Source organism: Jiangella anatolica (assembly GCF_003236295.1).
Taxonomy (GTDB): Bacteria; Actinomycetota; Actinomycetes; order Jiangellales; family Jiangellaceae; genus Jiangella; species Jiangella anatolica.
In genome coordinates, this window is record NZ_POTW01000048.1 from 18,304 (window position 1) to 40,892 (window position 22,589).

General features: G+C 73.7%; 21 protein-coding genes and 1 pseudogene. 6 read left to right on the forward strand and 16 right to left on the reverse strand.

Annotated elements, in window-relative coordinates; translation table 11 throughout:
* Positions 1-61 precede the first annotated feature (61 nt).
* On the forward strand, positions 62-1,783 hold the full coding sequence (locus tag C1I92_RS18995) for a PHP domain-containing protein (protein ID WP_111256222.1): 1,722 nt from the start codon (positions 62-64) through the stop codon (positions 1,781-1,783).
* Between the two features lie 520 nt (positions 1,784-2,303).
* Here the strand turns inward: C1I92_RS18995 and C1I92_RS19000 are convergent.
* Complete coding sequence (locus tag C1I92_RS19000) at positions 2,304-2,600, reverse strand: hypothetical protein (RefSeq protein WP_111256223.1); 297 nt, start codon at positions 2,598-2,600, stop codon at positions 2,304-2,306.
* A gap of 403 nt (positions 2,601-3,003) precedes the next feature.
* Between C1I92_RS19000 and C1I92_RS19005 the strand changes: the two genes are divergently transcribed.
* The 3 genes and pseudogenes from C1I92_RS19005 to C1I92_RS19015 all read left to right on the forward strand — a co-directional run.
* Entirely contained in the window at positions 3,004-3,759 is a 756-nt protein-coding gene (locus tag C1I92_RS19005; RefSeq protein ID WP_111256224.1) for an SDR family oxidoreductase, read from the forward strand.
* 22 nt (positions 3,760-3,781) lie between these two features.
* On the forward strand, positions 3,782-4,645 hold the full coding sequence (sigJ, locus tag C1I92_RS19010; protein ID WP_199521365.1) for an RNA polymerase sigma factor SigJ: 864 nt from the start codon (positions 3,782-3,784) through the stop codon (positions 4,643-4,645).
* A 106-nt stretch (positions 4,646-4,751) separates the two neighbouring features.
* Positions 4,752-5,397, forward strand: a pseudogene (locus C1I92_RS19015) (helix-turn-helix domain-containing protein); the annotation flags it as partial.
* A 141-nt stretch (positions 5,398-5,538) separates the two neighbouring features.
* Here C1I92_RS19015 and C1I92_RS19020 read toward each other — a convergent pair.
* The 10 genes from C1I92_RS19020 to C1I92_RS19060 form a co-directional block, all read right to left on the reverse strand.
* Complete coding sequence (locus C1I92_RS19020) at positions 5,539-6,048, reverse strand: PadR family transcriptional regulator (RefSeq protein ID WP_199521367.1); 510 nt, start codon at positions 6,046-6,048, stop codon at positions 5,539-5,541.
* 104 nt (positions 6,049-6,152) lie between these two features.
* A complete protein-coding gene (locus C1I92_RS19025) occupies positions 6,153-7,004 on the reverse strand; it encodes a PHP domain-containing protein (protein WP_111256227.1) in 852 nt (283 codons plus the stop codon).
* Positions 6,994-8,529 carry a metallophosphoesterase gene (locus tag C1I92_RS19030; RefSeq protein WP_158564200.1) on the reverse strand — a complete coding sequence of 512 codons (1,536 nt, stop codon included), beginning with the start codon at positions 8,527-8,529 and terminating at the stop codon, positions 6,994-6,996. The genes C1I92_RS19025 and C1I92_RS19030 overlap by 11 nt, the downstream gene beginning before the upstream one ends.
* Complete coding sequence (locus tag C1I92_RS34525; RefSeq protein ID WP_233507086.1) at positions 8,526-9,344, reverse strand: ATP-binding cassette domain-containing protein; 819 nt, start codon at positions 9,342-9,344, stop codon at positions 8,526-8,528. Before C1I92_RS34525 ends, C1I92_RS19030 begins: the two co-directional genes overlap by 4 nt.
* Positions 9,341-10,198: an ABC transporter ATP-binding protein gene (locus tag C1I92_RS34530; protein ID WP_233507091.1), complete on the reverse strand. Its 858-nt coding sequence runs from the start codon at positions 10,196-10,198 to the stop codon at positions 9,341-9,343. The genes C1I92_RS34525 and C1I92_RS34530 overlap by 4 nt, the downstream gene beginning before the upstream one ends.
* Positions 10,198-11,067: an ABC transporter permease gene (locus tag C1I92_RS19040; protein WP_111256229.1), complete on the reverse strand. Its 870-nt coding sequence runs from the start codon at positions 11,065-11,067 to the stop codon at positions 10,198-10,200. Before C1I92_RS19040 ends, C1I92_RS34530 begins: the two co-directional genes overlap by 1 nt.
* Entirely contained in the window at positions 11,064-12,071 is a 1,008-nt protein-coding gene (locus C1I92_RS19045) for an ABC transporter permease (RefSeq protein WP_111256230.1), read from the reverse strand. The genes C1I92_RS19040 and C1I92_RS19045 overlap by 4 nt, the downstream gene beginning before the upstream one ends.
* A gap of 7 nt (positions 12,072-12,078) precedes the next feature.
* Complete coding sequence (locus C1I92_RS19050; RefSeq protein ID WP_111256231.1) at positions 12,079-13,722, reverse strand: ABC transporter substrate-binding protein; 1,644 nt, start codon at positions 13,720-13,722, stop codon at positions 12,079-12,081.
* Between the two features lie 232 nt (positions 13,723-13,954).
* Positions 13,955-14,644 (reverse strand): MgtC/SapB family protein, encoded by a 690-nt coding sequence (locus C1I92_RS19055; RefSeq protein ID WP_111256232.1) that lies wholly within the window; start codon positions 14,642-14,644, stop codon positions 13,955-13,957.
* A 1-nt stretch (position 14,645) separates the two neighbouring features.
* Positions 14,646-15,731 (reverse strand): ROK family transcriptional regulator, encoded by a 1,086-nt coding sequence (locus tag C1I92_RS19060; protein WP_111256233.1) that lies wholly within the window; start codon positions 15,729-15,731, stop codon positions 14,646-14,648.
* A gap of 51 nt (positions 15,732-15,782) precedes the next feature.
* Here C1I92_RS19060 and C1I92_RS19065 point away from each other — a divergent pair, with 51 nt between their 5' ends.
* Positions 15,783-16,829, forward strand: a complete 1,047-nt coding sequence (locus C1I92_RS19065; RefSeq protein ID WP_111256234.1) for an iron-containing alcohol dehydrogenase — start codon at positions 15,783-15,785, stop codon at positions 16,827-16,829.
* The gene (locus C1I92_RS19070) at positions 16,822-17,727 is read left to right on the forward strand and encodes an ROK family protein (RefSeq protein WP_111256235.1); all 906 of its coding nucleotides are present in this window, start codon (positions 16,822-16,824) and stop codon (positions 17,725-17,727) included. Before C1I92_RS19065 ends, C1I92_RS19070 begins: the two co-directional genes overlap by 8 nt.
* Here the strand turns inward: C1I92_RS19070 and C1I92_RS19075 are convergent, their stop codons facing one another.
* From C1I92_RS19075 to C1I92_RS19095, 5 genes are all read right to left on the reverse strand, one after another.
* A complete protein-coding gene (locus C1I92_RS19075) occupies positions 17,728-18,876 on the reverse strand; it encodes an ROK family transcriptional regulator (protein WP_111256236.1) in 1,149 nt (382 codons plus the stop codon).
* A gap of 37 nt (positions 18,877-18,913) precedes the next feature.
* Positions 18,914-19,957 carry an ROK family transcriptional regulator gene (locus tag C1I92_RS19080; protein WP_111256237.1) on the reverse strand — a complete coding sequence of 348 codons (1,044 nt, stop codon included), beginning with the start codon at positions 19,955-19,957 and terminating at the stop codon, positions 18,914-18,916.
* Positions 19,958-20,031: 74 nt separating this feature from the next.
* Entirely contained in the window at positions 20,032-21,153 is a 1,122-nt protein-coding gene (locus C1I92_RS19085; protein ID WP_111256238.1) for a C45 family autoproteolytic acyltransferase/hydrolase, read from the reverse strand.
* Positions 21,150-21,947, reverse strand: coding sequence for an amino acid ABC transporter permease (locus tag C1I92_RS19090; RefSeq protein ID WP_111256239.1), 798 nt, complete (start codon positions 21,945-21,947; stop codon positions 21,150-21,152). The genes C1I92_RS19085 and C1I92_RS19090 overlap by 4 nt, the downstream gene beginning before the upstream one ends.
* Positions 21,944-22,588 carry an amino acid ABC transporter permease gene (locus C1I92_RS19095; RefSeq protein ID WP_111256240.1) on the reverse strand — a complete coding sequence of 215 codons (645 nt, stop codon included), beginning with the start codon at positions 22,586-22,588 and terminating at the stop codon, positions 21,944-21,946. Before C1I92_RS19095 ends, C1I92_RS19090 begins: the two co-directional genes overlap by 4 nt.
* Position 22,589 lies beyond the last annotated feature (1 nt).

Below are 22,589 nucleotides of genomic sequence, written 5' to 3' on the forward strand. Positions count from 1 at the left end.
TGGCGGTCACCTGCCGGAGACATAGTCCCGCCATCACTCGATCCGGGCAGGGAGGGTGGCCATGTGTCACACCCACGATCACGCGCACGAGCACGATCACCACGATCTGGGCGAGCCGACCGACGCGGAGACGTCCGCCGCGCTCGACCTCACCATCGACGACAGCGAGCTCTCGCCGGCCCAGCTGTCCCGCCGCGGGCTGTTCCGCTCCGCCGGCATCCTCGGTGGCGCCACCGCCCTCGGCATGGCCGGCGTCACGCCGGCGATGGCCAGCGGCGACGACGAGCGCACCGGCTCCGCTGGCGGCGGCGTCCGCACCTGGCTGGCCGGCGACCACCACATCCACACCCAGTACAGCTCCGACGCCATGTACCGGGTGCTCGACCAGGTCCAGCACGGCGCCGCGTACGGACTGGACTGGATGGTCATCACCGACCACGGCGGCGCGACGCACTCGCGCATCGGCGTCGAGCTGGTCAACCCCGACATCGTCGCCGCGCGCGAGCTGCTCCCCGACACCCTCGTCTTCCAGGGCCTGGAATGGAACATCCCGTCCGCCGAGCACGGCACCGTGTTCGTCGCGCCGGGCCGCAACGAGGTCGCCGTCCTCAAGCAGTTCGAGACCGACTACGACGGCTCGGTCAACGGCACCTCGTCGAGCAGCCCGGCCAACGAGGCGCAGGCGCTGGCCGCGATCACCTGGCTGGGCCGCCAGGTCGACCGCCGCCGCGTCGACGACGCGCTGTTCCTGGCCAACCACCCGGCCCGGCAGGGCATCGACAGCCCGCACGAGATCCGGGCCTGGCGCGACGCCGATCCGCGCATCGCCATCGGCTTCGAGGGCGCGCCCGGCCACCAGGCCGCCGGCCTGCCCGCGGGTATCGGCCCGGGCTCGGCCCGCGGGTTCTACGCGGGCTCGCCCGGCGCCAACTCCTTCCCCGGCTACCCGGTGGAGAGCTACCGCACGTGGGGCGGCTTCGACTGGCTGACGGCGACGGTCGGCGGGCTGTGGGACAGCCTGCTGGCCGAGGGCAAGCCGTGGTCGATCAGCGCCAACTCCGACTCGCACTCCAACTGGGGCGACACCAGCCGGCGGCCCGACGGCTCCAGCTCCGAGCAGTTCAACCGCGACGGCCGCTACGGCGACCCGGTCTACAGCGGCGGGATCAACCTCACCGCCGGCGACTACTGGCCCGGCCTGTACTCCCGCACACACGTCGGCGCGGCGCGGCGCGACTACCTCGCCGTCATGCGCGGGCTGCGCGACGGGCGCATCTGGGTCGACCACGGCCGGCTGGTCAAGACGCTGGACGTGACGGTACGGGTTCGGGGCGACCGCGGCTCGGCGGTCCCGCTCGGCTCGACGCTGCGGGCCCGCCGCGGCAGCCGGGTCGAGCTGGTGGTCCGGATCACCGCGCAGGACCTGCCGAACTGGTCGCAGTTCGTGCCCCAGCTCAACCGCGTCGATCTCATCCGCGGCACGGTCGAGCCCGGCCACGCTGACGACCAGCGCGACACCTTCGTCGCCCCCGACACCCGCGTCGTGCAGCAGTGGGACACCTCCGGCCGCACCGGCACGTACGAGATCGTGCACGACCTCGGCCGCGTCGACGAGCCGTTCTACGTGCGGCTGCGGGGTACTGACGGCAACCGCTCGCAGCCCGGCTTCCTCGGCGCCGCCATCGACCCCGAGGGCCCGGCCATCGACGTCGTCGGCAACGCCGACCCCTGGATCGACCTGTGGTTCTACACGAACCCGATCTGGGTGGCCCCGACGCGCTGACCCACGACACCGACGGCGGCCGGTCGCCTCACCGCGGGTGGTGACCGGCCGCCGTTTCGGCGCGCCAGGACGTGACGATGGCGGCCGGAGCCGGCGCCCGACCCGCTGGCCCGAGGCGCCGACGGCGGCAGCGCTGGTGCTCGACCCGTGGCCGCCTCACGCCGGCCTGGACCGCCGCGGTCCCCGGCCATCCGGGCCGGTAGAGCCCCGGGAATCCGGCGGATACCCGGGAATTCGGCGGATGCCTGCGAATCAGGCGGATGCCTCCCGCTCCGGACCGGCATCCGCCGGAACGCCGGGCATCGGCCGGACCGCCGGGCGTCCGCTCGGCCCGTGGGCATTCACCGGAACCGCGGGCATCTGCCCGGCCCGTGGGCATTCACCGGAACCGCGGGCATCTGCCCGGCCCGTGGGCATTCGCCGCGACCGCGGGCATCTGCCCGGCCCGTGGGCATTCACCGCGACCGCGGGCATCTGCTCGACCCGTGGGCGTTCACCGGGACCGCGGGCATCCGCGGGGCTACGACGGCCGGGTGCCGGCGCGTGGCGGGCGCTGGACCGGCATCCGCCGCGCCGATCGTGGCGCGGCCGCCAGCCGGACGTCCTGGGCGGCGGCGCACAGCGGGCCGATCAGCCCGGCCGACAGCTCCTCCACCCACAGCAGCATGTCCACATCAGGCGGCCGGGACGGATCGCTGAGCAGCGACTGCCGGTACCACCGGACCACCGACGGCGCCAGCGCCCGCAGCGCCGCGCGGCGTTCGTCCGCGCCGAGCGCTCCGAGCGTGCGGTCGAGCTCTGCGACGAGTTCCCTCATGGCTGCCCCCTTGCGGCGCCGGCGGCGGCGCGTCGTTGCGCCGGACCGCCGGCTTGCGCCTATGGATACCCCACCCGACGACGCCGTAGTCCGCCCGGACCGGACCACCCCGTTCGTCCGCCGGCCGCGGCGAGCCGATCGCTGTCGACCTGGCCGAGTCGGCTCACGGCCGGTTCAGGCGAGCGGGCCCGCGAGGGCTGGCGGCGGGTGGGACCAGCCGCGCTCTGCTTGACGCGTGCCCAGGAACAGGGCCGTCTGAAACCCGGTGCTCCCGCTCTGACCTCACGGCTCGGCCAGCGCTCGTCGGCGGCACAACCAGCTTGTCACGGATCGGCTGGCTGCGCGGTCGTCATGGTGGACGGCGGCCGACCGGCCGCCGCCGACCCACAGGAGAGGCTGCACCATGAAGATCGTCGTCATCGGCGGCACCGGGCTGATCGGCTCGGGCGTCGTCGCGCTGCTCGCCGAGCGGGGCCACGAGGCCGTGGCCGCCGCGCCGAACACCGGCGTGAACACGCTGACCGGCGAGGGGCTTGCGGAGGCGCTCGACGGCGCGGACGTCGTCGTCGACGTGTCGAACTCGCCGTCGTTCGAGGCCGCCGCGGCGCTGGAGTTCTTCCGGACGGCCACCGGCAACCTGCTCGCCGCCGAGGAGAAGGCCGGCGTCGGGCACCACGTCGCGCTGTCCGTCGTCGGCACCGACCGGCTGGCGGAGAGCGGCTACATGCGGGCCAAGATCGCCCAGGAGCAGCTGATCCAGGACTCGCCGGTGCCGTGGTCGCTCGTGCACGCGACGCAGTTCTTCGAGTTCCTCAAGGGCATCACCGACGCGGCCACGCACGACGGCGTCGTCAGTCTGGCGCCGGTGGGCATCCAGCCGGTCGCCGCGCGGGACGTCTCGGCGGCCGTCGCCGACGTCGCCACGGGCACGCCGCTGCGGTCGATCGTCGAGGTCGCCGGACCACAGCGGTTCCAGCTCGACGAGCTGGTCCGCAAGGCGCTGGCCGCCCAGAACGACCCGCGCGAGGTGCGCACCGACCCGTCGGCGCCGTACTTCGGCGCCACGCTCGGCGAGGACACGCTGCTCCCCGCCGACGACGCGCGGCTCGGCGGCACCACGCTGGCGGAGTGGAAGGCGGCGCAGTCGGCCCGGAGCTGATCGGGCCGGATAGATTGGCCCGGTGACGACGGACGGCGTTGCCGAGTTCCTGGACGTGCGGCCGCAGTTGTTCGGCATCGCGTACCGCATGCTCGGCAGCGTCGCCGAGGCCGAGGACGTCGTCCAGGACGCGTGGCTGCGCTGGCAGCGCGCCGACCGCGCCGAGGTGCGCAACCCGGCCGCCTTCCTCACCACGACGGCGACCCGGCTGGCGTTGACGGCGGCGACGTCGGCCCGGGCCCGCCGCGAGACCTACCCCGGTCCGTGGCTGCCCGAGCCGGTCGACACGACGGACGATCCGGCGCTGGGAGCAGAGCAGGCCGAGGCGCTCGACCTCGCCGTCCTGCTGCTGATGGAGCGGCTCGGCCCGGCCGAACGCGCCGTGTACGTCCTGCACGAGGCGTTCGACTACCCGTACCGGCGCATCGCCGAGATCCTGGAGATCACCGAGGCCAACGCCCGGCAGCTGGCCCGCCGGGCCCGGCTGGCGCTGGAGTCGGACCGGTCCGAGCCGGCGCCGCCCGCGGTGCGGCGCCGGCTGGTCGAGACGTTCACCGCCGCCGCCCGCGACGGCGACCTCGAGGCGCTGGAGCGGCTGTTCACCGAGGACGTCGTCGCGCAGGCCGACGGCGGCGGCAAGGTGCACGCGTCGCAGGTGGAGCTGCACGGCGCCGCGCGGGTGCTGCTGTTCATCGACAACATCCTGCGCAAGTACTGGCAGGACGCCACCTTCACCGTCGTCGACGTCAACGGCGGCGCCGGCCTGCTCGTGACCGACGCCGGCCATCCCGTCGCGCTGCTCGCGCTCGACGCCACCAGCCGCGGCGTCGAGCGCGTCCTCTTCGTCGTCAACCCGGACAAGCTGCGGCGGTTCGCGCCGGCCTAGGTGTACCCGGCCGTGAGGTTGGTGGCGGGCGTGTCGGGTTGAACGGGTGAGAGCCCCCGGGGGGTGTGGCTTGTCGAAGGCTGCACAACCCATCCGGAGGGCTCTCGTGTCTCACCGTAGTGCCCGCACGACCGTTCATGGCCGGTTGTTGATCGTTGAGCGTCACCGCGCCGGCTGGGCGCAGGCGCACATCGCCAAGGCGATGGGGATCTCACGCAAGTGTGTGAAGACCTGGCTGGACCGCTACGCCGCCGAGGGCGAGGCCGGTCTGCATGACCGGTCCTCGCGCCCGCACACCAGCCCGAGCCGCACGCCGGCGGTGGTGGAGCGGCGCGTGCTGGCGCTGCGCCGGCGGGAGCGTCGTGGGCAGGACTGGCTCGGCCCCGAGCTCGGGGTGCCGGCCCGCACGGTGTCACGAATCCTGCGCCGCCACGGCGTGCCCTACCTGCGTGAGTGTGACCCGCTCACCGGAGAGGTGATCCGGGCGTCGAAGACCACCGCGGTGCGCTACGAACGCGCCGCGCCGGGTGAGCTGGTGCACATGGATGTGAAGAAGATCGGCAAGATCCCCGACGGCGGCTGGCGCGCCCGGGGCCAGACCCGAGACACCCACCAGTCCCCGGGTGGACAAGTCGCCGATCGGATACGACTACGTGCACTCACTCGTCGATGACCACTCCCGGCTGGCCTACTCCGAAGTCCTGCCCGACGAGAAGGGCCCGACCTGCGCAGCGTTCCTGATCCGCGCGGCGGGTGGGTCCCGGCGGCGACGACGATGTGCCCGGCAATGACCGGCGTCAGCATGAACGTCGACCGCGCGGACCAGCCCGGCGCCGTGCCCGAAGCGCCCGAAGCGGCCTCCGCGCCGCGACGACGACGTCGCCGGTGGTCGACTAGGCCTCCGTTGCGCCCGAGCGCTGCCAGTGACGGACGCACAGGTCGAGCCACTCCAGGTCGGCCTCGAGGCGGAGGATGACGCCCGCCAGCAGCAGGGCCGGCGTCGCGTCCCCCGGGTGGGCCAGCGCCGTGCGCTGGGCGTCGGCGAGCCGGCGGATCAGCTCCGCCCGCTGGGCGTCGATCAGGGCGATCGGGTCGGCCAGCCCGCCGGCCGCGGCGACGAGCTTGAGGTGGAACTCGGTGGCCGGCTGCTTGTCCCAGGTGACGGCGGACAGCCACACCTGCACCCGGGCACGGCCCTTCGGCGTGACGGTGTACACCTTGCGGTCCAGCGCGTCATCGCGTTCGACCGTCGCCGCCTCGACCAGCTCGGCCCGTTCCAGCCGGCGCAGCGTCATGTAGACCTGGCCGGTGTTGAGACCGCCGCCCAGCGGCCCCAGCGAGGTCTGCAGCCGCGACCACAGTTCGTAGCCGTGGCAGGGCTCCTTCGCGAGAAACGCGAGCATGGCGTCCAGCACGGGATCCCTGACTGTCGGCGTCCAACCGCGGGCGCCACAGCTCAGCACCGCCACCTGCACCTGTCAAGGCGCGGTGCGACGCAGGGGCCGGCTCACCGCGTGGTCGCCGACGCCCGCGACGAGGTGGAGCCGGCGCGGCAGGCGGCATGCCGGCAGATCCGCCCGCCGTGGCCGGAGCAGGGTCCGAACCCGAGGCTCGCGAGCCGCGCCGCCACCGGTGCGAGGCCGGACCCGACCGCGTCGGGAGTGTGCGCGTCGCCGCCCAGGGTGACGGCGATCCCCGGGTCCTGGGCGCACCACTCGAGCAACTCGGTCGTGATGCTCGGCCCGCGCAGGTTCAGCTCGAGCGCGACGCCGAGCCGGCCGGCGCGGGCGATGATCTCGCGGTACAGCTTCTCGTGCCGGCGCGGGTCGTAGTCGCACCGCCCGGCGTAGCGGAGCGGGTAGGCGACGTGGGTGACGACGTCGATCGGCGGGGCCGCGTGCAGCATCGTGAGCACCTCGTCCAGGTAGCGCTCCATCGTGCCGTCGAGGCCGTGGTCGTCGAGCAGCGACTCGATGGGGACGAGCGCGCCGCGCACGACGACGGCGTGGACGGATCCGAGCACGACGTCGAGCGGGTACCGGCGGCGCAGGGCGGCCAGCTCGGCGCCGATCAGGTGCGGTTCGCCCACCTCCACGCCGGAGAGGACGCCGAGGCCGGGGAAGAGCGCGCGCACCTGCTCGACGTCGCGCAGGTAGCCGGGCAGGTCGATCCGGCCGCTGGGCCGGCGAACCTCCAGGCCGTCGATCTCGGCGCTGTCGAGGTGGTCGGTGAGCGCGACCCCGGTGAGCCCGGCCCGCACGGCCGCGGCGCACACGAGTGCCGGCGCCGCCGCCGCGTCCCAGGAGTGCGACGTGTGCACGTGCAGGTCCCACAGCCCACCCGGCGCTTCAGACTCCATGCGGCGGTCCGAGCCGGAGCAGCAGGTCGCGCCGGTCGTCGTGCTCGGGGCCGGGGAAGATGCGGCCGAAGTCCGCCTGGTTGGCGGCGAGGAGCCGGTGCAGCGACGCGAGGTCCGCGACGGCGTCGGCGCCGTCCGGCGACGCGGGGACGGCGAGGTCGTGCTTGTCGACGGTCACCGCGACGCTGCCGTCCGCGTGCTCGAACACCTCGACGGTGGTCAGCTGGCACGGCCAGTCGACGATCGCCGGGGCGGTGACCTCCCAGAACCCGCGGCCCGGGCCGGCCCGATGGGCGATCGCCTCCGCGTAGTGGGTGTGCCCGGTCAGCCACAGCACGACCTGCTCGTGCCGGCCGAGCAGCTGGACCACCTGCGCACCGGTGACCCGGCCGGCCGTCGCCGCGGCGGTGTGATGGTGGAGCGGGCCGTGGTGCGACGCGACGACCACCAGCGGCCGCGCCGGGTCGGCGGCGATCCTGTCGAGCACCCGCGCCAGCCAGTCGTACTGCTCGGCCGTGACGACGCCGTCGGGATGCCCGTGGTCGTCGACGGTGTCGAGGACCACCACCCGCAGCCGGTCGCCCATCGCCACGACGAAGTCGTGACCGTGCGCGTCCAGCGCCGGCGCCCCGATCGTGCGCGCGAACTCCGCGGCGGCGATCGGGCGCCGCGACGGGTCCGGCGTCACCGGGACGGCCCGGCCGGTGAAGAACGCGTCCGGGTCGGCGCGGAACGCGGCGGCGGCGTCGTCGAGCAGGTCGCGCGGCGGCAGCCCGCGCACCTTGCGGCCGCCGGCGGCCAGCGCCCTCGTGGCGGCGGTCCATGCGACGGTGCCGGCCAGCAGCGCGTCGTGGTTGCCCCGGGCCAGGATCGCCGGCACCGTCAGCCCGGACGGCGTGAACGGCGTGCTCACCGCCGCGAGCAGGCCGGGGTCGTGCGGGAAGCCGTACCGCGTGGCCCAGAGGCCGGCGGCGTCGGCCGGCTGCCACACCTGTGCGTCGCGCCAGTCCGCCGTCTCTGTCCCCTCGACCACCCCGGGCCACGACGACGCGCGCACCTCGGCGCCACGCAGGACCGCCTCCAGCCGGTCGAGCTCGTTGCGCTGCGCGTTGTCGACGAGGTCGCCGGTGAGCACCACGAACTCGACCGGCCGCCCGGACTCCGCGCTGGGGCCGAGCCGGCCGATCGTGTCGACGGCCGCGGCGGCGGCGTGCGTGGACAGCAGCTGCTGCGGCCGTGGCACCGGCAGCGCCTGCTCGTAGCGCGGGTCGGCGGCGTCGTCGATCATGAAGTCGAGCCTGGCCGGCGACTCGACGTCGGTGATGTGCAGGTCGCTGACGTGGACGAACCGTGCGACCGACGTGAACCGGTCCAGCGGCTGCGGCGGCGACGGGGCGAGGCCCGCGAGGTCGGCCAGCTCGGCGCGCGGGTCGCGCGGACGGGCGACGAGAGACCGGAACGGCGCTTGCGTGCCGGCGCGGATCGCGTCGCCGGCCACCAGGACCGGCCGGTCGGGGTGGGTCACCACGGGTCTCCTTCCGCGCCCGCCCCGGAGCGCGTCGCGTCGAGCTGACGGCCCGGCACCGCGTCGAGGAGGCGCCGGGTGTAGTCGTTCTGAGGACGGAACACGACGTCGTCGGCGCTGCCCTGCTCGACCATCCGGCCGCGGGAGAGCACGCCGATGTGGTCGGACATGTGGTTGACCACCGCGAGGTCGTGCGAGATGAGCAGGATGGTCAGGCCCTCGTCCTGCAGGTCGAGCAGCAGGTTCAGCACTTGCGCCTGCACCGACACGTCCAGGGCGCTCACCGGCTCGTCCGCGATCAGCAGCGACGGCTCGCACGCCAGCGCCCGGGCGATGGCCACCCGCTGCTTCTGGCCGCCGCTGAGCTGCCGCGGCCGACTGGCGTGCAGGTCCTCGCGCAGCCCGACCGACGCCAGCAGCTGCGCCGCGCGGGCGCGCCGGGCCTTCGCCGAGGACCCGGATGGGCGTAGCGCCTCCTCGACCGACGCGGCGATGGTGAGCCGCGGGTCCAGGCTGCCGTCCGGGTCCTGGAAGATCATCTGGATCTCCCGGTTGCGGCCGGGGCCGTCGGAGGCGATCGACCGGCCGCGGAACCGGATGTCCCCGCCGGAGATGCGGTGCAGTCCGGCGATCGCCCGCGCGATCGACGACTTGCCCGAGCCGGACTCGCCGACCAGCCCGAACGTCTCACCGGCGGCGACGGCGAACGTCACGCCGTCGACCACCGGCGCCGGGCGCCGGCCCAACCCGCGGCCGCCGCGGTAGGTGATCGAGACGTCCTGGACCTCGACGAGGGCAGCGTCCGAGCCGCTCACGAAGGCACCTCCTCTCGCTGGTCGCGCAGCACGAACCGGGACTTGCGCGGCCGGCGCAGGTCCGGTGAGGACTCCAGCAGGTCGCGCGTGTAGGCGGTGGCCGGCGCGGTGAGCACCCGGGCGGTGGGCCCGCTCTCCTTCACCTGGCCGTCGCGCATCACGACGATCGAGTCGGTGCGGCCCGCGGCGACGGCGAGGTCGTGGGTGATGAGGATGACGGCGGACCCGGCCTCGCTGGCGAGCTGGTCGATCAGGTCCAGCACCTGGGCCTGCACCGTGACGTCGAGCGCGGTGGTGGGCTCGTCGGCGATCAGCAGCCGCGGGCGCAGCGCCAGCGCCATGGCGATGAGCACCCGCTGGCGCATGCCGCCGCTGAACTCGTGCGGGTACGCGTCCAGCCGGTCCGCGGCCTCGTCGATGCCGACCATCGTCAGCAGCTCCGCGGCGCGGGCCCGGGCGGCCACGCGGCTCACCCGCTCGTGCGCCTGGATCGCCTCGACGATCTGCCAGCCGACGCGGCGGACGGGGTTCAGCGAGCCGAGCGGGTCCTGCGGGATCAGGCTCATGACGGACCCGCGGTAGCCGCGCAGCTCGTCGTCGGACAGCGCGGTGAGCTCGGCGCCGTCCAGTGTGATCGTCCCGGCGGTGATCCGCGCGCCGGGCGGGAGCAACCCGAGCACCGCCGTCGCCGTCATGGACTTGCCCGACCCGGACTCGCCGACGATCGCCAGCCGCTCCCCCGCGCGGACGGCGAAGGTCACCCCGCGGACGGGGATGGTGTGGCGCGTGCGGCCGCGGATCTCGATCGTCAGCCCGTCCACGCCGAGGAGAGGTGCTGTCATCAGGACGCTCATCAGTCCTCCTCGACCGCGTGCCGCAGCCCGTCGCCGAGCACGTTGAACGCCACCGCTGTGATCACGAGGGCGATGCTGGGCCAGACCAGCAGCTGCGGCTCGGTGCGCATGGTGAGCGTCGCCTCGGTGAGCATGCTGCCCCACTCGGCCTCGCGGGGGTCGGCGGGACCGAGCCCCAGGTAGCCGAGCGCGGCCACCTCGATCACCGTCGTGGACAGCATCAGCGTGGCCTGCACGACGATCAGGTGCGCCGAGTTGGGGATCAGGTGCCGCAGCAGGATCCGCCCACGGCCGGAGCCGTACATCCGGGCCGCGCTGACGTAGTCCAGGCCGGTCTGACGCTGCACCTCGCTGCGCACGAGCCGGGCGAACACCGGGACCGTGGTGACGCCGACGGCGATGACGACCTGGGTGCGGCCCTGCCCGAAGGCGGCCACGATGCCCAGGGCCAGCAGCAGCGACGGGAACGCCAGGAGCAGGTCGACGACGCGCATCGTCGCGTTGTCGACCACGCCGCCGACGGACCCGGCGACGGCGCCGACGAGCGTGCCGATGAGCGCGCCGACGAGCACGGCTGAGATGCCGACGGCGAGCGTGAGGCGGGTCCCGGCGATCATGCGGCTGAGCACGTCGCGGCCCTGCCCGTCCAGGCCCAGCGGGTGGTCGAGCGACGGCGGCGCGAACGCGGCGGCCAGCCCGCCGGGCACCGGCTCCGTCGGCGAGTGGGGCACGAGGAGCGGGCCGGCGACCGCGACCAGCAGGAGCAGCACGACGACCGCTCCCCCGACCACGGCGCCCGGCGTGCGCAGCGCCGTGTGCAGGACGCCGGTGCGCCGCGCCACCGCGGGGCTGATCAGCTCGGGGGTCATCGCGCACTCCTCAGCCGGGGGTCGATGCGCGCGTTGACGACGTCGACGGCCATGTTGACCAGCACGTAGATGAGCGCGAGGACCAGCAGCCCGGACTGGATCACCAGGTAGTCGCGGGTCCGGATGGACGAGACGACGAGGCTGCCCAGGCCGCCCCAGCCGAAGATGTTCTCGGTGATGATGCCGCCGGACAGCAGCGCGCCCAGCTGCAGGCCGATCACGACGACCAGCGGCGGCCAGGAGTTGTGCGCGATGTGATCGCGCCGCACCTTCGCCGGTGCCAGCCCCTTCGCCAGCGCGATCCGGACGTGCGGACGGCGGCTCTCGGCGAGGTACGCCGCCCGGGCGATCCGGGCCGTGACCGCCATCGGCACCGCGGCCAGCGTCACCGCGGGCAGGACGAGGTGGTGCAGCCCGTCCAGCAGCAGGTCCGGGCGCCCGGACAGGATCGCGTCGAGCAGGACGAAGCCGGTGATCCGCTCCTCGGCGCCGCTGTTCGTCACCCGCCCGATCGCCGGGAACCAGTTGAGCAGGACGGCGAACACATACTGCAGCGTCAGCCCGAGCACGAACACCGGCACCGAGACCGCGACGACCGCCACGACGGTGCTGGTCGCGTCGGCCGCCGAGCCGGCGCGCCGGGCCGAGAACCGGCCCAGCGCGATCCCGAGCGGCACGCCGATGAGCAGCGCGGCCACCGACAGCTCGATCGTGGCCGGCAGCCGCGCGCCGATCTCGCCGGCGATCGGGCGCTGCGACACCGCCGAGGTGCCCAGGTCGCCGCTCAGCAGCCCGGCCAGGTACTCGCCGTACTGCTGCGGCAGCGGCAGGTTCAGTCCCAGCGTCTCGCGCAGCCGCTCGATCGACTCCGCGGACGCGTTGGGGCCGAGGATGGCCACCGCCGCGTCACCGGGCAGCGCCCGCACGAACAGGAACGCCAGGACGGTGAGCGCCAGCAGGGTCGGGACGAGCAGCAGCAGGCGGCGGGCGACGTAGGCGGTCATGGGGCGGTCAGTCGCTCAGCCAGACGTCGTCGAGGTGCTCGACGAGGACCGGGTTGGGCTCGTAGCCGTGCACGCGGGTGCTGAACGCCAGCGAGGACGAGCCGTGGACGAACGGCACCACCGGGAGGTCGTCGTAGACGATCCGCTGGACCTGCGCCCACGCCGCCTCGCGCTGATCCTCCGGCGCGACCTGCGCGGTCTCGAGCGCGGCCACGAACTCGTCGCTGGTGTACTGGTAGCGCGGGTTGGGCGCGCTGTCGATGTAGCCGAACGCGCCGCCGTAGAAGTTGTCCGCGGCGCCGTAGTCGCAGCTCCAGCCCAGCAGGAACAGGCCGTACGCGGGGGTCTTGGAGTCCTGCAGATAGGCCGTCCACGTCGCGCTGCGCGGGGTGACCTGGAAGCCGACGGCCTCGAGGTCGGCGGCGATCGCCTGGAAGATGCCCTGCGAGTCCGGCAGCCACGGACGCGTGACGTCGGTGGGGTACCAGAAGTCGACGACCGGGTTCGGCTCGCCCGCCTCTGCCAGCAGCTCACGCGCGAGGTCGGGGTCGTACTCGGGGTTCTCCAGCGAGTCGTCGTGGAACGGGATGCTCTCCGGCATCAGCAGCCAGGCCGGCTCCCCGGTCTCGCCGAAGAAGCGGTCGACGATGGCCTCCTTGTTGATCGCGTGGCTCACGGCCTGGCGCACGCGCGGGTCGTCGAAGGGCTCCTGGTCGCTCTTGAACGCGACGAACCCGGAGTTGCACGAGCCGCGCAGCGCGAGCTGCAGCGACGAGTTCGCCGTCACCGCCTCCACGTCCCGCGGGTTGATCATGTCCGCGCCGTCGACGTCGCCGGCCTGCACCGCGTTGAGCCGGGCGGCGGCGTCGCTGATGGCCTTGAACACGATGCGGTCCAGGTGCGCCGGCTCGTCCCAGTAGTCCTCGTTGCGGACCAGCTCGACGCGGTCGCCGTGGGTCCAGGAGTCGAAGACGAACGGGCCGGTGCCGACCGGGTGCTCGTTGGCGAACTCGCTCGACGCGGCGTCGACCTCGTCGGCGCCGTACTCCTGCAGCGCCGCCGGGCTGGCGATGCTGAACACCGGGAGGGTCAGGGTGATCGGCAGGTCCGGCCGCGGCGCGCTCAGGCGCAGCCCGACGGTGCGCTCGTCGACGACGTCGACCGACTCGAGGATGCCGGCGTCGCCGAACCCGCCGAACACCGTGCCGTAGAGCTCGGCGCGGCTCTGCAGCGCCTCGGGGAAGTTCTTCCAGCGGTCGAAGTTGAACTTCACGGCCGCGGCATCGAACGGCGTCCCGTCGTGGAACGTCACGCCCTCGCGCAGCTGGAACGTCCACTCGGTGGCGTCCTCGTTCGGCGTGTAGGACGTCGCGAGCGCCGGGACGACCTCGGAGGTCGTGCCGGGGGCGAGCGTCACGAGGGTCTCGTAGATCTGGGCGTTGATGCGGTACGAGTCGCCGTCGAAGACGAGCGCGGGGTCGAGGCCCGCGGGCTCGGCGACGGTCGCGAGCCGGAACACGCCGCCGTCGACGGGTTCGGAGCTCTGGCTCTGCGAGTTCGAGTCGGCGGACGCGCACGCGGACAGCGCCAGCGACAGTACCGCCGCGACGACGAGCAGCCGGCCCCTCGGGCGGCTCTTCCGGTCCTGCATGACCACTCCTGGTGTGGTGGAAGGGAGTCTTCCAGGCTGCAACTATTGGGAGAATAGGACCGGAGCCTGACGCGGTCAAGGCTGGAGGGGAACTGTTCACTTCGGCGACACCGACGGGCGGCTCGATCCACCCACGAGCCCGGCTGAGGTGCTGATATCGCTGGTCAGGCAGGTCGAGACTCGGCCGGACCGGTGAGGCAGGTGCGGCCGTCAGATCGGTGCCAGATTGAAACTATGCAGCCGTTGAGTCCTCGAAACGCAGGGCGATCGACGACACCGCGCCGATGTTGGACAGCGCGAGCATGAGGTCCTCCGGCCGGGTCGCGGCCGGGAGGGCGAGCCAGAGGCTGAGCCGGCGCGTGGGGCGCTCGTCGTCCTCGTCGTCGGTGACCTCGACGCCCTCGACCCGGGAGCCGGCCTCCCGGACCGCGTCGACCACCGGCGCCAGCGTCCCGGTCCCGCGGGCGTACTCGACGTCGAGCTGCAGCCGCCGCCAGCTCCCCCGCCGCCGCGGGCGCAGCAGCCGCAGCCCGACGAGCACGACCAGGACGAGCGCGGTCCCGACGCCGACCTCGAGGTAGGCGCCCGCGGCCGCGGCGACGCCGCACGACGCGGACAGCCACACCGTCGCGGCCGTGGTGAGGCCGCGGATCGATCCCCGGTCGCGCAGGATCGCGCCGGCGCCGATGAAGCCGATGCCCGAGGCCACCTGGGCGGCGATGCGGGCCGGGTCGGCGTTCGGGCCCCTGACGGCGTCGGCGAACCCGTAGGCGCCGGTCAGGGTGAACATGGCGGCGCCGATGGAGACCAGCACGTGCGTGCGCATGCCGGCCGGGTGGCCCTTGAGCTCGCGCTCCAGGCCCACGACCAGGCCGGCCGCGGCGGCGACCGCCAGCCGGAGGGCCAGCTCCGCGAGCTCCATCTCAGGCGCCGATCAGCCGGTCGACCAGGGACCGGTGGGCCGTGGCCAGCGCGCCGACGACCGGACCGGACTCCCCCAGCTCGCTGGCCGTGACCGCGAGCTCGAGCGGCACCGGCTCGATGAGCTCCCGCACCCGGGTCAGCACGTCCTCGCGGGAGCCGACGGGGCCGGTCAGGACGTGCAGCTCGACGTCGAGGACGCTCTGCACGGCGAGGATGGCCGAGGCGATGAGCGTCGCCAGCGGTTCGAGCAACTCGGCCGGCAGCGCCACGTCCGGGTCCCGCCGCAGCAGCGCGTCGACGTCGGCGAAGACCTGCTGCGACTCCAGCGCGCCGCGACGGGCGTGACGAGGGTCGAGCGGGTCGGCGCCCAGCGGCAGGTAACCGATCTCGCCCGCGGCGCCGTGCACGCCGTGGACGGGCCGCCCCCCGATGACCACGCCCATGCCGATGCCCTTCCCGAAGTGCAGGACGGTGTAGTTCTCGCTGCCGGCGGCCGGCCCCTGCCACCCTTCGGCGACGGCGGCCAGGTTGACGTCGTTGGCCAGCACGACTTCACAGCCGAGCGCCCGCCCCAGCAGGTCCTCGAGGTCCGCCGACGCCAGCGCGGGCGTGTTCGCGGCCAGCCGGATGCCGCCCGGGTGCGGAACGCCCGGCACGGACACGACCGCCAGCCGCAGCTGATCGCGGCCGACGCCCGTGTTCTCGCAGGCCTCTTCGGTCAGAGCGCCGATCAGGTCGAGGAGCCGCGCCGTGGACCGCGGCGTCGCGCGCGGCTCGCCGAGGAACCGCGTTCCGCCGATGTCGGCGATGCCCACCCGGACCCTCGACGGGTCGATGCTGACGCCCAGCCCGGCTCCGGCGGCGACGCCGAACCCGAACGCGGGCGGCTTCGCGCCGTCATCCGTCGGCCGCAGCCACGCCTCGCCCACCAGCCGCTCGACGATCGCGTTGACCGTCGGCTTGGACAGCCCCGTCTCCCGCGACAGCGCGGAGCGGGTGAGCGGGCCGCGGTGGTACAGCGCCCGCAGCACCTCTGTCTCGTTGTGCTTGCGGACGATGCCGTGCCGGCGCGCGTGACCCTCCATGCGGGTAAATAGTATTGACGCCCTCCTGAGCGGTCAATAGTATTTACCGCCGTGACCATCGACTTCACCACCGTCTTCGGACGCGGGCTGCTCCCCGAGATCGGGAAGATCGCCAACGCGCCGTTCGCCGTCGTGTCCATGCCCGACCTCGCCTCGGTGCATCGGGGCCGCCTCGGCGCCGAACCGGCCCTGGTGCTCGACGCCGGGCTCGACCGCGGCCACCTCGAGGAGCTCGTCGGCCGCTGCGCGTCGATGCGCACCATCGTCGGCATCGGCGGCGGCCAGGCGCTCGACGCCGCCAAGTACCTCGCCTGGCGGCTTCGCCTGCCGTTGTTCCAGGTCCCGACGGCGCTCAGCGTCAACGCCGCGTGGGGTCACCGGTCGGCGGTGCGCACCGACGGGATCGTCCAGTACGTCGGCTGGGCCGTGCCGGAGGCGGTGTTCGTCGACTTCGACCTCATCCGTGCGGCTCCGCCCGTGCTCAACTGGTCCGGCGCGGCGGACGTGCTGTGCTACCACACCGCGCTGTGGGACTGGCGGTTCGCGGCCGGGACCGGCAAGGTCGAGGCCGCCTGGCCGTACGACGAGCGGCTGGCCGCGGCGTCGGACGAGGCGCTGCGGCGCGTCGTGGACCACGTGGACGAGATCCACGCGCTCACCGACGACGGCATCCGGAGCCTGGTCGCGAGCCTCGCCTACGGAGGTGGCGCGTTCGCGGCGGCCGGCTGGAACCCGCGGCACATCGAGGGCGCCGACCACTTCCTCTTCTACGCGCTGGAGTACGTGACCGGCCGGTCCTTCCTGCACGGGCAGGCCGTGGGCCTGGGCATCCTCATCGCCAGCGCGCTGCAGGGCAACGAGCCGGACCGGATCCGCGGTGTCCTGGACCGGCTCGGACTCCCCTACCGCCCCGCCGACATGGGCATCACCTGGGACGACGTGAACGCGGCGTTCGACCGCGTCCACGACGTCATCGAGCTGAGCGGGCTCTGGTACACGATCCTGTCCGCCCGCCCGATCACGCCGGCGTTCCGGGCCGCGATCCGGGAGTGGATCGACGCCGCCGACCCCGCGCCCTGGGCGGACCCCGATGCCTGACCTGGCACCCGGCCTCGTCCTCGGCATCGACTTCGGCGGCACCAAGATCGACCTCGCGACGGCGACCGCCGGCGGCGAGATCGTCGACCGGGTCCGCATCGCCACCGAGGCCGCCGACGGCGCCGAGGCCGTCGTCGCCCGCGCGGTGCGGCAGGCCCGGGAGCTGATGGACGTGACGCAGGCGTGGACGGGCCTGCGTCCGGTGGCGGCCGCCGCCGCGACCCCCGGCATCGAGAGCGACGGCGGCATCGCGCTGTCGCCCAACATCCCGGGCTGGGACCGCCTGCCGTTGCGCGACCGGCTCAGCACCGGCCTCGGCCTGGAGCGGCTCACCGTCGACACAGACGTCAAGCTGGCGACCCGCGCCGAGTACGAGCTCGGCGCGCTGAGCGGCGCGGATCCTGGGCTCTACCTCAGCGCCGGCACCGGCGTCGCGGCCGGCATCGTCGTCGGCGGGACCGTCCTGCGCGGCGCGAACGGCGCTGCCGGCGAGATCGGCTACGCGCCGGCGTCGTCGGGGTCGGCCGGCGCGAATCTCGAGGACGTCGTCGGCGGGCGGGCCATCGAGGAGCGGGTGGCGGCGGAGACCGGCGCCGTGCTGCGCGCCGGCGAGGTGCTGCTGTCGGACCAGCCGTGGCTGCGCGCGCTCGCCGACGGTGTCCTGACGCAGCTCGGCGCCGCGGTCGCCGGCCTCGTCCTGGCCGTCGACCCGGCGGTCGTCGCGATCGGCGGCGGGCTGATGAGCGCGTCGGAGCCGATCCTGCGGGCGGTCGAACGCGCCGTCGCGGGCACGCCGTTCCCGCCGCCGATCCGGCCCGCGCGATTCCTCCACGACGGGTCGCTGCGTGGGGCGCTGCTCGCGGCCGCCGGTCTCGTCGCACCGGCGGCCGCCCGCTGATCACGGCCCGATCATCGTCCGCAGCTGGCCGATCGCCGTCGTCACCTCGGCCGTGGCCAGCGTGGAGCGGGCCACGCCGAGCGAGGCGAACGCGCGGTCGACGGACAGCGCGAGGGTCCCGGCGACGAACGCGAGGTCGCCCAGCGACGTGACCATGACACGCGTGTCGGCGCCGAACCGGCGCCGGATCGTCTCGGCGACGGCGTCGATCTCGTCGGCCAGCGGCTCGCTCAGCGCGCCGCCGACGATGAGCGTCGACGCCTCGTAGGCCACGACGGCGATGGACGCCGCCAGCTCCAGTCCCGCGTGGGCGCGCCGGCGCAGCTCGCGGTGGCCATCCGACGTGCCGCGCAGCAGATCGGCGGGGGTTCCGGGGCCCAGCGACCGCGACCGCGCGAAGGCTGCGACGCCGGCGCCGCTGAGCACGTCCTCGATGCGGTCCGGGCCCACTCCCAGCGGGATCATGCGCAGCTCGCCGACCCGGCCGTCGCGGCCGCGCAGCAGCTCACCGCCGAGGATCACGCCCGCGCCGATGCCGGTGCTCAGCGTCAGCATCACGGTGGTGCTGTCCGGGCCGAAGCCGTTCCACACGTGCTCGCCGAGCACGGCGAGATTGGCGTCGTTGTCCAGCCGCAGGTGCTCTGGCCACTCGGCCTCGAGCGCGTCGAGGAAGACGCCGGACTCGACGGCCGGGAGGTTCGGCGCCTCGGTGATCATGCTCGTGTGCGGGTCGACGACCCCGGGGACGCCCATGGTGATGAACCGCGGCCCGGGCCGCCCCGACGTCACCTCGGCCACGTTGGCAACGATCCAGGCCGCGAGGCCGGCCGGGTCCGCGTCCCGCGGCGTCGGCTGGGCCGTGAAGCCGACGACCTCACCGTGCGCGTTGATGACGACGAAGCGCGCGCTCGTGGCGCCGAGGTCCACGCCGCAGGCGGCGAACGCGTCGGCGTGGACGCGCAGCGTCTCGGGCTGGCTGCCGTCGCTGACGACGAGCCCGTCGTCGAGCAGCTCCCGGGTGACGCGAGAGATCGAGGCCTTGCTCAGCCCGGTGGCGGCGACCAGCTGCGAGCGAGCGATGCGGCCCTGCGCGACGATGGCAGCCAGCACCCGGGCCCGGTTCAGGCTGCGGATGTCCCGGTTCTCCACCCCGCTATAGTTTCAGCCTGACCCGCGCCATGCAAGGCTAGGCGAGCAGCCGTTCCTGCACCCTCCGCACGGAGAGCCCCAGCGCCCCGGCGACCGTGGCACCGGCGCCGAGGCCGCCCTCGACCAGCCGCGGCGGCGCGGCGATCTCGTCGGCCAGCTGGCGCGCGACCCGCGCCAGCGTCGTCCGCCCACCCACCGACGGCAGCTGGGACAACACGATGACGTCGGGCGAGTACGCCGCGCTGAGCACCATCGCGAGGAAGTAGACGATCTGCTCCTCCGCACGCCCGTCGTCGGCCCGCACGGCGTCGCGCAGTGCCTGCTCGGCGTCGACGCCGGCGGACACCGGCAGGTCGCCGAACTCGCCGACGAGCCCCGTCCGGCCGTGCAGGATCGCGCCGGACAGGTAGACGCCGCCGCCGGTCGTCTCGCCGATCATGAGGTAGACCGCGGTGCGCGCGCCGGCCGCGGCCTCGCCGTGCTCGCGCTCGCCGAGGATCGCGAGGTCGGCGTCGTTCTCGACGACCACCTCCGCGCCGAGCTCGCGGGAGAGTTCCGCTGCCAGCGGGTGCCCCTCCAGCTCCGCGTAGCCGGCCGCGTCCAGCAGCAGGCCGTCGGCGCCGACCCGGGCCGGCACGCCGACGGTCACCGCGACCTGCTGGGCGGCGCCGGGCAGCCGCGTGCGCAGCTGGGCGACGACCAGATCGCGCAGCTCGGCGGGTCCCGCCGCCGCCACCGGCACGCTCCAGCGCTTGGTCTCGACCCCGCGCACGTCGGCGGCCAGGAACCGGCACTGCGTGCGCGACACCGAGACGCCGGCTGCCCAGCCCAGAGCGCCGTTGAGCACCAGGGCGGTGGTGGGCCGCCCCGCCGCGCCGGGCCCGAGCGTCGGGCCTTCGACGAGCACGCCGTCGGCGAGCAGCTCGCGCACGACCCGCGACACCGTCGCCTTGCTCAGGCCGGAGAGGGAGGCGATCTCGTGGCGGGTGAGCACACCGCGCTGCAGCGCCAGCCGCACGACGGACTGGCGGTTGTACGGCCGCGCGTCCGTCGTCGCCTGGAGTCCTGCCGACGCCACCATGTCACCTCACCCACCCTCGGCCGGCCGTGATCGGCACGCTAGCACGCGGATTAGTTTTAGTGTGGAACAGGATCTCACTCGGGCGTCGCTGGACCGTCGTACAGGTTCCGGGGCAGCAGCCGGTAGGCGTGGCGACAGGGTGGCCCGTCGGTGAAACGGTACTCGCCCGTGGTCAGGTCGACCAGGCTCGAGGTGAGCGTCTCTCCCCTGGCCACCTCCGCGCCGGTCGGGTCGGGGTGGTTGCAGACCGAGTGCGGCAGGCTGAAGTGGTCGCTCATCGTCGCCCGGACGATGTCGGCGACCTGACCGGCGGTGGTGGTCTGCCGGCACGGCCCGAGGCCGGCGCCGACGCGCTCGCCACGGAACAGTGAGTCAGGTGACGGCCGATAGTCGTCGCCGATGCCGGCGGGCCGGAACGAGACGAAGTGGTTCGCGTGGGCCAGGACGCCGTCGCGCGGGTAGCTCCAGCCGTGCCGGTCCGGCGTCGTCTCGACGTCGATGACGAAACCGTCGCGGTGGGTCAGCAGCAGGTTGTTCGGCCGGGCCTGGTCGACGTCGAACACCGCGCGCAGCGCCTCGTTCAGGCTCCACGAGTTGAGCACCTTGCGCCGGATGTAGGTCTGCGGAACGCCGGGCCGGGTGCGGATCTGCGAGCGCAGGCCGTTGGCGTTCAGCGCCAGGCCGGCGGAGTTCGCGCCGTGCCGGCCCACCTGCCCGGCCTCGGCGACCATCATGATCGTCGGCCGGCCCGGCTGGGCGATCCGCAGCGCCACCAGGGACGGCCGGGTGCCGCTGTAGAAGTCCCAGTTCTGCCCGCAGTACGTGTGCCCGGTGCCGCTGGCCTCCCCGGTGAGCGCGAACGAGGTGCACTCGTCCGGCGCCGTCCCCGTGTAGGGGCCCTGGTCGTCGAGCTCGGACCGGCCGTTCAGGGCGAGGATCTCCTCGAAGCGGCGGCCGCTGCCCTCGGCGATGCCGTCGATCTCGTCCAGGGCCTCGGGCAGATAGGACTCGATCCACGGGATCCAGTCCGTGGCCCGGGCGCAGACCTCCGACCACGGCCGGCCCTTCATGACGCCGAACAGCTCGGCGTAGAACTCCACGCTCGCCGCGATGCGGTCCGCCGCGGCCTCGCCGTGTGCCCGTCCGCACTCCCGTGCTGTGCCGGAGAGCTCGACGAACGGAATCGACTCGGTCACGTCTTCGACCTCCGGTCCAGGTACTCGGCCAGCTGGGACAGTGCGATGTTGACCGCGACGAAGAGCACGGCGACGCCGATGTAGGCCTGCAGGAAGTCGCCGGTGAACTCGCCGAGGATCTTGCCGGAGTACAGCAGCTCGGGATAGCTGACGACGTAGCCGAGGCTGGTCTCCTTGATGACCCGCACGACCTGGCTGACCAGCGCCGGCCGCAGCGACCGCAGCACCTGCGGCAGCACGATCAGCGTGGTGGTCCTGGTGTGCGTCAGCCCGATCGCATAGCCGGCGTCGACCTGGCCGCGGTCCAGTGACAGCACGCCGGCCCGGACGATCTCGGCGAACACGGCGCCGGCGTGCAGCACGATCGGCACCGTCAGCTGCCAGAACGTCGGCAGCACGACGCCGGCGGCCGGCAGGCCGAGCAGGAAGAAGTAGATGAGCAGGATCAGGGGGATCGAGCGCAGGAACTCGATCGCGGCCGTCGCCGGCGCGGCGATCCACCAGCGGCGCGACAGCCGCATCAGGCCCAGGACCGTACCGAGCGGCAACGACAGGACGACGGCGACCGCGCCGGCTCGCAGCGTCGAGACGAAGCCGTCCAGCAGGAACCTCTGGTAGTCCCACTCGGTGAACACGCGCCACCGGACCGGGTCGAGCTGGCCGGCCGCGGACAGCTGCGCCAGCACGACCGCCACGACGCCGGCGATGCCGGCCGCCGTCCACAGCGTCACCGTCCGGATCCTGCGATGCGCCCGCGGTCCCAGGTGGTCGAAGAGGACGTCCTCGGTGGTCATCGCACCACCCGAACGCGCCGCTCGATGACGCCCGCCGTGTGCCCGATGGTCAGCGTCATGACGAGGTAGCCGAGGCCGGCCAGGGCGAAGCAGAGGATGGGCTGCGCCTCGAGCAGGTTGACCGAGCGGACCGTGCCGGTCAGCTCGTGCACCCCCATCGCGGCGCCCAGCGCGGACCCGAGCACGATGTTGATGAAGATGGTCGCGAGCGGCTGCACCATCGACCGCAGCGACTGCGGCAGCACGACGGTCCGGAACACGGCGCTCGTGGCGAGGCCCAGCGCTCGGGCGGCCTCGATCTCGCCCACCGACACCGACCGGATGCCCGACCGGACCGTCTCGCACACGTAGCAGGCGAAGTACATGCTCAGCCCCACGACGACGCAGGTGAACAGCGGAATGGTCAGGCCGACCTCGGGCAGGCCGAAGACGATGACGGCGATCAGGACGAGCACCGGCGCGTTGCGCACGACCTCGACGTAGGCGGTGCCGACGGCCCGCAGCAGCGGCACCGGGCACAGGCGCAGCACACTGAGCAGGACGCCGAGGACGAAGGCCAGCGGGAACGTCACGATCGACAGCTGGATCGTCGTCAGCATGCCGCCCAGCAGCTCGTCCTGATAGTCAGCGATGACGGACATC